Annotated in this window: 6 protein-coding genes, 2 tRNA genes and 1 other annotated feature; of the genes, 7 read left to right on the forward strand and 1 reads right to left on the reverse strand. The window is 47.9% G+C overall.

The features are described from left to right. The first annotated feature begins 200 nt into the window (after positions 1 to 200). Positions 201 to 1,667 carry an IMP dehydrogenase gene (guaB, locus tag KNQ18_RS17000; protein ID WP_029343029.1) on the forward strand — a complete coding sequence of 489 codons (1,467 nt, stop codon included), beginning with the start codon at positions 201 to 203 and terminating at the stop codon, positions 1,665 to 1,667. A gap of 42 nt (positions 1,668 to 1,709) precedes the next feature. Here the strand turns inward: guaB and pdxR are convergent, their stop codons facing one another. Further along, entirely contained in the window at positions 1,710 to 3,113 is a 1,404-nt protein-coding gene (gene pdxR / locus KNQ18_RS17005; protein WP_149426585.1) for a MocR-like pyridoxine biosynthesis transcription factor PdxR, read from the reverse strand. A 116-nt stretch (positions 3,114 to 3,229) separates the two neighbouring features. Here pdxR and pdxS point away from each other — a divergent pair, with 116 nt between their 5' ends. The 6 genes from pdxS to KNQ18_RS17035 all read left to right on the forward strand — a co-directional run bounded on the left by pdxS (position 3,230) and on the right by KNQ18_RS17035 (position 7,931). Next, positions 3,230 to 4,117 carry a pyridoxal 5'-phosphate synthase lyase subunit PdxS gene (gene pdxS / locus KNQ18_RS17010; RefSeq protein WP_023469872.1) on the forward strand — a complete coding sequence of 296 codons (888 nt, stop codon included), beginning with the start codon at positions 3,230 to 3,232 and terminating at the stop codon, positions 4,115 to 4,117. Beyond that, positions 4,111 to 4,689 (forward strand): pyridoxal 5'-phosphate synthase glutaminase subunit PdxT, encoded by a 579-nt coding sequence (pdxT, locus tag KNQ18_RS17015; protein ID WP_149426586.1) that lies wholly within the window; start codon positions 4,111 to 4,113, stop codon positions 4,687 to 4,689. The genes pdxS and pdxT overlap by 7 nt, the downstream gene beginning before the upstream one ends. Before the next feature lie 91 nt (positions 4,690 to 4,780). Then, positions 4,781 to 6,016: a D-alanyl-D-alanine carboxypeptidase family protein gene (locus KNQ18_RS17020; RefSeq protein ID WP_149426587.1), complete on the forward strand. Its 1,236-nt coding sequence runs from the start codon at positions 4,781 to 4,783 to the stop codon at positions 6,014 to 6,016. A 12-nt stretch (positions 6,017 to 6,028) separates the two neighbouring features. Continuing rightward, positions 6,029 to 6,236: a binding site (T-box leader), on the forward strand. Positions 6,237 to 6,297: 61 nt separating this feature from the next. Then, entirely contained in the window at positions 6,298 to 7,575 is a 1,278-nt protein-coding gene (gene serS, locus KNQ18_RS17025; protein WP_050679050.1) for a serine--tRNA ligase, read from the forward strand. Between the two features lie 137 nt (positions 7,576 to 7,712). Next, positions 7,713 to 7,803, forward strand: a tRNA-Ser gene (locus KNQ18_RS17030). Between the two features lie 40 nt (positions 7,804 to 7,843). Continuing rightward, positions 7,844 to 7,931, forward strand: a tRNA-Ser gene (locus KNQ18_RS17035). Position 7,932 lies beyond the last annotated feature (1 nt).

Genomic DNA, 7,932 nt, shown 5'->3' on the forward strand with positions numbered 1-7,932 from the left:
CCGAAAGTAGTTGGGGGCTTCCCCCTGTGAGGATAGGACGTTGCCAGGCACTTGACCGATCTGCAGATTGCAGGTCGGTCTTTTTGTGTTATGTGAAACTTCAGACTGTTCTGATTATTGGTCGAGTCATTGACATGACACCCTCTGCTTGTTACCATAACATCAATATTCTTTTATAAAAGAGAAAGCGAGTGGATAACATGTGGGAGAACAAATTTGCTAAAGAGGGTTTGACGTTTGATGACGTCTTACTCGTACCCCGTCGTTCGAGTGTCTTGCCGCGCGACGTTGATTTATCTGTCACGCTATGTGAAGGGATCACACTTAATATTCCGTTGATCAGTGCTGGGATGGATACCGTCACAGAAGCACCGATGGCAATCGCAATGGCACGTCAAGGTGGTCTTGGTGTCATTCATAAGAATATGTCAATGGAAGAACAAGCAGAACATGTCGATCGCGTCAAACGTTCTGAAAATGGTGTCATCACGAATCCGTTCTATTTGACGCCAGAGCGTCAAGTTTACGATGCTGAGTATTTGATGAGTAAGTACCGCATCTCTGGTGTTCCAATCGTTAATAACGAAACAGAGCGTAAATTAGTAGGGATTTTGACGAACCGTGATCTTCGTTTCGTCAAGGATTACTCGACTGTCATTGAAACGGTGATGACGACAGAAGAACTCGTGACAGCAAAAGTTGGTACGTCCCTTGCCGAAGCAGAACAGATTCTCCACAAACATCGCATCGAAAAGTTACCACTCGTTGATGAGAACGGTGTATTAAAAGGGTTGATTACGACAAAGGATATTGAAAAAGTCGAACAGTATCCACATGCTGCGAAAGATCAGTTCGGACGTTTACTCGTCGCAGCAGCTGTCGGCGTAACGAAAGACGCTTCGACGCGCGCGAAGTTCCTTGTCGATGCAGGTGTCGATGCACTCGTCGTCGATACGGCACACGGTCACTCAGAAGGTGTTCTTCTCAAAGTACGTGAACTTCGTGAAGAATATCCAAACTTACCAATCATTGCGGGTAACGTTGCGACGGCAGAAGCAACACGCGATTTGATTGAAGCCGGTGCATCTGTCATCAAAGTTGGTATCGGACCTGGTTCGATCTGTACGACACGTGTTGTCGCAGGCGTCGGTGTACCACAAATCACAGCCGTCTTCGATTGTGCGACAGAAGCACGGAAACATGGTGTCTCGATCATCGCTGACGGTGGCATCAAGTATTCTGGAGATATCGTAAAAGCACTTGCTGCTGGCGGTCACGCTGTCATGCTCGGAAGCTTACTTGCAGGAGTAGAAGAGAGCCCAGGTGAGATGGAAATCTACCAAGGTCGTCAATTCAAGACATACCGTGGTATGGGTTCTGAAGCATCGATGAAACGCGGTAGCCAAGATCGTTACTTCCAAGAAGCAGACAAGAAGTTCGTTCCAGAAGGAATCGAAGGACGTGTCGCTTACCGTGGTAAACTCGGCGATTCGGTGTACCAACTCGTTGGTGGTATTCGTTCAGGTATGGGATACTGTGGCGCTGCAACGTTAGAAGAATTGCGTGAGGAGACACAGTTCATCCGTATGACGGGCGCTGGTTTGCAAGAGAGCCACCCGCACGATATTCAAATTACAAAAGAAGCATCGAACTATACACGTCAATAAACAAAAGCCTCGTCTTTCTCTAGTAGAAAGGCGAGGCTTTTTTCATGATGATTTATGCAAATCCCACGCGTCCATCAACAATCGTAATCCTTCTATCAACTCTTGCTCAGAGAGACTCGCAAATCCAAGGACGATTTGAGGCGTATCGGAAAGAAGCGGTAACTGGGCATATTGAGAAAGACCATATACTTGGATGCCTTGTTGTTGTGCCCGCTTTACGAGCTCCTGCTCCGTCATCCCGTTCGCTACGGAAACGACGACATGGAGCCCTGCACTTTCGCCGGTCAATCGTAAGGCGGGAATCCGGCGAAGTGATTGGATTAAGACGTCGAGCTTGCGACGATAGACTTTACGCATCCGGTTGAGATGTCGTTCAAAGTCGCCCTCTTTCATGAAGCGCGTCAAGATCGTTTGATCGAAGCGCGAGACACTACAGGTATAGTGTGATAGTTCTGTTTGATACCGAGCGCGTAAGACTTCGGGTAAGACCATATAACCGATCCGTAGTGAAGGCATGAGTGATTTTGAGAAAGTACTCATGTAAATGACACGATTGCTGTCCATGTTGTGTAAAGACGGAATCGATTTACCGCTGTAGCGGAATTCGCTATCATAGTCGTCTTCGATGATAAAACGGGTCGGATCCATCGCCGCCCAGTTTAACAACTGATGTCTTCGGTTGACGGATAAGATGCTACCGGACGGAAATTGATGTGCCGGTGTGACATACATGACATCGACGTTTGATTCCTGTAAGTGATCAATCCGTAATCCATTCGCATCAACACGAATCGGTTCAATCATGCGTTCATGATTTTCAAGTAATAGGCGTGTCGTATGATAACCGGGATCCTCGATACCGTACGTGACGTCGCGTCCCAGTAAGAAGAGGACGAGCGGCAACAATTGCTCGACACCTGAACCGACGACGATTTGTTCAGGAGAACAGACGACACCACGAGAATGATAAAGATAGGTCGCAATCTCTTCGCGTAACGCTAGATCGCCTTGTGGATGACCGAGTGAGACAAGTAGGTGGTGATCGGTATCGATGATATCTTTGGCATACTTTCGCCAACGGGCGAACGGGAAAGAGATCCCTTCAATTTTACTTGGATGAAAATCATACGTGATGATCGGTTTTTCTTTAGTCACACGTGGTTCGATGACGGGTGAAGTTTTGACGTAAGCGAGTTCCTCATAGGCAAGAACGAAGTACCCTTTACGTGAGATGGATTCGACATATCCTTCTGCGACGAGTTGTTGGTAAGCAAGCTCAATCGTCGTTTGACTTAAGTTCAAAAATTGACCGAGTTTTCGTTTGGATGGTAATTTCGTGCCGTATGCTAAACGACCGGCAATGATTTCATTTCGGATCTGTTGATAAAGCTGTTCATAAAGTGGTTTTTCCTGGTTGCGCGTGAGTTGAAATGATAGCATGTCCATCTCGTCTGACTCCTTCTTTGTAAACTGACCTGTTGAAATCATCATAAACTGATACTTTTAAAAGTGTCAACGTTCCGTATACTAAAGGAGTGAAAGTCAACCAAGGGGGAATGGATATGGAACGTCAACAAGGAACGGATCGTGTCAAACGTGGAATGGCTGAAATGCAAAAGGGTGGCGTCATCATGGATGTCGTCAATGCGGAACAAGCAAAGATTGCGGAAGCAGCAGGTGCTGTTGCAGTCATGGCACTTGAACGTGTCCCGTCTGATATTCGTCGTGACGGAGGCGTCGCACGAATGGCAGATCCATTGATTACAGAAGAAGTACTCGGAGCGGTCTCAATTCCCGTCATGGCAAAATGCCGGATTGGTCATATCGTCGAAGCACGTGTTCTCGAATCGATGGGGGTCGATTTCATCGATGAGAGTGAGGTCCTGACTCCGGCAGATGAACAATATCATTTACTGAAGTCAGAGTTCACTGTGCCGTTCGTCTGTGGTGCACGTGATCTTGGGGAAGCCGCTCGTCGCATCGCAGAAGGAGCAGCGATGATTCGGACGAAAGGCGAGCCTGGGACTGGGAACGTCGTCGAAGCTGTTCGCCATATGCGACAAATTCAAGCACAATTGAATCAGATTTTACATGTCAGTCCAGATGAATTGATGACATTTGCGAAAGAATGGGGTGCTCCGTACGAAGTATTACGTGATATTCGGACACAGGGACGTCTACCGGTCGTCAACTTTGCAGCCGGTGGAGTCGCGACACCAGCTGATGCCGCACTCATGATGCACCTAGGGGCAGATGGTGTCTTCGTCGGATCGGGGATCTTTAAATCAGAACACCCAGAACGTGTCGCTCGGGCGATTGTCGAAGCCGTTACGTACAAAGATGATTTTGAACGGATCGCGTCTTTATCCAAAGGACTCGGAACAGCAATGAAAGGAATCGATGTCACATCGATGCCGTTTGAGGAACGGATGGCGACACGCGGATGGTAATCGGTATTCTTGATGTTCAAGGAGCGGTCCGTGAACATCGACAGCAGCTTGAAGGTCTTGGTGTCGATGTCGTTCTCGTCAAACAAGTGAGCGATCTCGATGGACTCGATGGACTTGTCTTACCAGGAGGCGAATCGACCGCGATGCGTCGATTGATCGAACGCTATGAATTACTGGAACCGCTTCGGGAAAAAGCGACGACGTTACCGATGTTCGGAACATGTGCTGGAATGATTTTACTCGCAACCGCTGTTGAAGCAGGTCAGAGTCATCTCAACGCGATTTCGATGACGGTCCGTCGAAATGCCTTCGGTCGACAAATCAATTCATTTGAAGGATTGCTACCGGTTGAAGGGATTGAAGAGCCAATCGAGGCAGTATTCATTCGAGCGCCATTGATTCTGTCTGTTGGGGAAGGAGCACGAGTGATTGCGAAAGTCGAAGACCAGATCGTTGCCGTCGAGACATCCTTACACCTCGCGTGTTCGTTTCACCCTGAATTGACAGAGGACGATCGCTTGCACCGCTATTTTTTACAAAAAATCAAACAGCGGCAGTCCGTCCGTTCATAAAGCGTGAAAGCATCTGACAGGTTCTACTGTCAGGTGCTTCTTTTGTGCTACACTATTCGTAAAACGAATGATTGAGTGAAGGAGAGACACGATGAAACGAATTTTACTACTCTGTTTAAGTGTGCTCCTAGTCGTAGGATTTCCTACAGCGGGACAAGCAGCACCTTCGATTCAAGCAGAGTCTTACATAATGGCCGATGCGGTCACAGGAAAAATCCTCCTTCAATCGGAAGCGGATGTTTCGTTGCCCCCTGCTTCGATGACGAAGCTGATGACGCTCTACCTCGTCAGACGACAAATCGAATTGAAAAAACTGACGTGGGATCAAAAAATCACGCCGAGTGCAAAAGTGTTAAAGCTTGCGAAGACGTCCGGAATCGCGCGTGTTCCAGTTAAAGCTAAAACATACACGGTTCGCGAGATGTATAATGCGGCGTTCATCAAATCGGCCAATGATGCAGCGGTCATGCTAGCCGAAACTGTCGCCGGTTCAGAAGCGGCGTTCGTTGAAAAGATGAATGAGACAGCAAAACAGTTCGGGATGAACGACACGGAGTATGCGAATGCCTCTGGTCTAGATGCTGTCGATGCGACCCTTCCAGGAACGAATTTGATGACAGCGACCGATATCGCCTTACTCGTCATTCGCTACATCAAGGATTACCCGGATGCACTGAATGTGACGAACAAAACACAGATGAAACTTGATGGAGAGGTCTTAAATAACTCGAATAAGATGCTGACGAAGGAAAAATTCGCATATGCCGGCATGCGGGGGATGAAGACCGGAACGACTGATTTAGCCGGTTATTGCTTCGCGAGCGTAACGACGCGGGATAATATGACGCTTGTCACGGTCGTCATGCGAACGGATTCCGATCAAGCCCGTTTCAAGGAAACGAAAAAGCTACTCGACTATGGTTTTGCGACGTTTGAGCCATTGACGTATTACGGAAAAGGGGAACGGATCAAAGACGTTCTTCCGATTAAAGGGGCAACCGTCCGAAAGCTAGACGTCGTCACGGACGGTTCGTTATACGTTACGGTCTTAAAACAAGCGGAGACGCGGGAACCACGGTTCGACTTCTCCAAAACAACGGCTCCCGTAACGAAACAAGAAGTCGTTGGGACAGTGCAGGTCGCGGACGATGGGATCTATCTACCAGGATTTGAGACACCCCGCGTGAATTTATATAGCGCAACTGCGGTTCCACTTGCGAGTGTTCCGACACGTCTCGTCCGTGCTTGGACAGCGTGGTCGAAGCAAATTGAACAAGCGATTCAACAATCGACTCTTGTCAACTTCCAAGGCGATGGTGTAAAGTAAGACTAATCTCATAAAGATGCTATGAACGGACCAAGTAGATGTATCGATACTGTTAAGAGAGCTAGTGGGTGGTGTGAACTAGTCAGATCGATGGATTGAATCGAGCCGGATCGCACACCTTGCGAACAAGGTGCGGGTACGCCCGTTATCGCGTCTTAAGTTGGCTAGATGTGTCTAGCAATGAGGGTGGCAACGCGGATCCAGGTGATTCGTCCCTTTTCGGTAGGAATACCGGAAAGAGACGAGTCGCCTTTTTTTATGACATAAAGGAGGAATTACAGATGATTGATATTAAACGATTACGCCAAGATTTTGACGCCATTCAAGAAAAGTTAGCGCACCGAGGAGAGGACTTGACGGACATGAACCGTTTCCTCGCACTTGATGAGAAACGCCGAGAACTAATTGCGCGGACCGAAGTATTGAAAGCAGAACGAAATGAAGCAACGAAAAAAATCGCTGAACTCAAGCGCAATAAAGAAAATGCGGATGAAGCGATCGCTGCGATGCGTAGTGTTGGAGACGAGATCAAGACGCTTGACGACGAGTTACGCGATGTTGAAGCGACATTGAACCAACTGCTCCTCGGTATTCCAAACATTCCACATGACAGTGTACCGGTCGGTTCTTCTGAAGACGATAACGTCGTCTTACGTGAAGTCGGTGACAAACCAGCGTTTGACTTCGAAGCGGTCCCGCACTGGGATTTGATGGAGCAATTAAAAATCGTCGATGTCGAGCGTGCCGGAAAAGTAACAGGTAGCCGTTTCGTCTTTTACCGCGGAGCGGGGGCACGTCTTGAGCGGGCATTGATCAACTTCATGATGGATCTTCACCAAGATCAGCATGGCTACACAGAAATCTTGCCACCACTCATGGTCAACCGTGACTCTATGACAGGAACAGGACAATTGCCGAAGTTCGAAGAGGATGCCTTTAAGATTGAAGAGACGAACTACTTCCTCGTACCGACAGCAGAAGTTCCGGTGACGAACATGCACCGTGAAGAAATCCTAACAGCAGATCAGTTACCGATCGGCTATGCGGCATATAGCCAATGTTTCCGTTCAGAAGCTGGTTCTGCCGGACGCGATACACGCGGTTTGATCCGTCAGCACCAATTCAATAAAGTTGAACTCGTTCGTTTCGTCAAACCAGAAGAATCTTACGAGCAGCTCGAATTGTTAACAGGACAAGCGGAAACAGTCTTGAAAAAGCTAAAACTTCCGTATCAAGTATTGAGCATGTGTACAGCTGATCTCGGATTCACGGCTGCGAAGAAATACGACATCGAGGTCTGGATGCCAAGCCAAGGCGTCTACCGTGAAATCTCTTCTTGTTCAAACTTTGAAGATTTCCAAGCACGCCGGGCGCAGATTCGTTTCCGCCGCGAAGCGAACGCAAAACCAGAATTCGTTCACACGTTAAACGGTTCTGCCCTTGCAGTCGGTCGGACAGTTGCTGCGATCTTAGAGAACTACCAGCAAGCGGATGGATCAGTTGTTATTCCAGAAGTGCTTCGTCCATACATGGGTGGTCTTGAAGTGATTCAAGCTTAAGTCAGAAGGGGGAGTAATCCCCCTTTCTGTATTTTAAAAAGTTTTTTTAGAAAAGGTCTTTACACGTTAAAAGGCAGATGCTATCATAATTAATGTCAGGAAAACAGACAGGTCATCATTGATCTTGTAAGAAGTACGGAGGCGTACTCAAGTGGTTTAAGAGAACGGTCTTGAAAACCGTCAGGCGGCGAAAGCCGTGCGTGGGTTCGAATCCCACCGCCTCCTCCATTTTTATTTTTTTGACAACGACATGCACGTTTTATAGCTTGGAGGCGTACTCAAGTGGTTTAAGAGAACGGTCTTGAAAACCGTCAGGCGGCGAAAGCCGTGCGTGGGTTCGAATCCCACCGCCTCCTC

The sequence above is a fragment of the Exiguobacterium sp. s78 genome (assembly GCF_018618985.1).
Classification (GTDB): Bacteria; Bacillota; Bacilli; order Exiguobacteriales; family Exiguobacteriaceae; genus Exiguobacterium_A; species Exiguobacterium_A abrahamii.

What these genes read in the sequence shown, in the direction of transcription:
- guaB (WP_029343029.1), top strand. Translation starts at nt 201, where the DNA reads ATGTGGGAGAACAAATTTGCTAAAGAGGGTTTGACGTTTGATGACGTC.
- pdxR (WP_149426585.1), bottom strand. Translation starts at nt 3,113, where the DNA reads ATGGACATGCTATCATTTCAACTCACGCGCAACCAGGAAAAACCACTT.
- pdxS (WP_023469872.1), top strand. Translation starts at nt 3,230, where the DNA reads ATGGAACGTCAACAAGGAACGGATCGTGTCAAACGTGGAATGGCTGAA.
- pdxT (WP_149426586.1), top strand. Translation starts at nt 4,111, where the DNA reads ATGGTAATCGGTATTCTTGATGTTCAAGGAGCGGTCCGTGAACATCGA.
- KNQ18_RS17020 (WP_149426587.1), top strand. Translation starts at nt 4,781, where the DNA reads ATGAAACGAATTTTACTACTCTGTTTAAGTGTGCTCCTAGTCGTAGGA.
- serS (WP_050679050.1), top strand. Translation starts at nt 6,298, where the DNA reads ATGATTGATATTAAACGATTACGCCAAGATTTTGACGCCATTCAAGAA.